This is a genomic window from Streptomyces oceani (assembly GCF_001751245.1).
GTDB lineage: Bacteria > Actinomycetota > Actinomycetes > Streptomycetales > Streptomycetaceae > Streptomyces > Streptomyces oceani.
Genome location: NZ_LJGU01000054.1, coordinates 1 through 476, shown reverse-complemented (window position 1 = coordinate 476; position 476 = coordinate 1). Strand labels below are relative to the sequence as shown.

The window sequence follows — 476 nt, the reverse complement described above, 5'->3', positions numbered from 1 at the left end:
GGTCCGGTGTTTGTGTTTCCGGGGCAGGGGTCGCAGTGGGTGGGGATGGCGCGGGAGTTGTTGGGTGAGTCGGTGGTGTTTGCGGAGGCGATGGGTGAGTGTGAGCGGGCGTTGGAGCCGTTTGTTGGGTGGTCGTTGGTGGGGGTGTTGGGGGATGAGGAGATGTTGGGTCGGGTGGATGTGGTGCAGCCGGTGTTGTGGGCGGTGATGGTGTCGTTGTCGCGGGTGTGGGAGTGGTTTGGTGTGGTGCCGGCTGCGGTGGTGGGGCATTCGCAGGGGGAGATTGCGGCGGCGGTGGTGTCGGGTGCGTTGTCGTTGGAGGAGGGTGCGCGGGTGGTGGCGGTGCGTTCGGGGTTGATTGGTGGGCGGCTTGCGGGTGGTGGGGGGATGGTGTCGGTGGGGTTGTCGCGGTTGGGGGTGGAGGAGTTGTTGGTGGAGTGTGGGGTGGTGGGTGTGTCGGTGGCGGCGGTGAATGG

1 protein-coding gene is annotated in these 476 nt (G+C 66.6%); it reads left to right on the top strand.

The window, feature by feature from the left end; all coding sequences use genetic code 11:
* A partial coding sequence (locus tag AN216_RS00250) for an acyltransferase domain-containing protein (protein ID WP_139140810.1) occupies window positions 1-476 on the top strand: 476 nt, incomplete at both ends.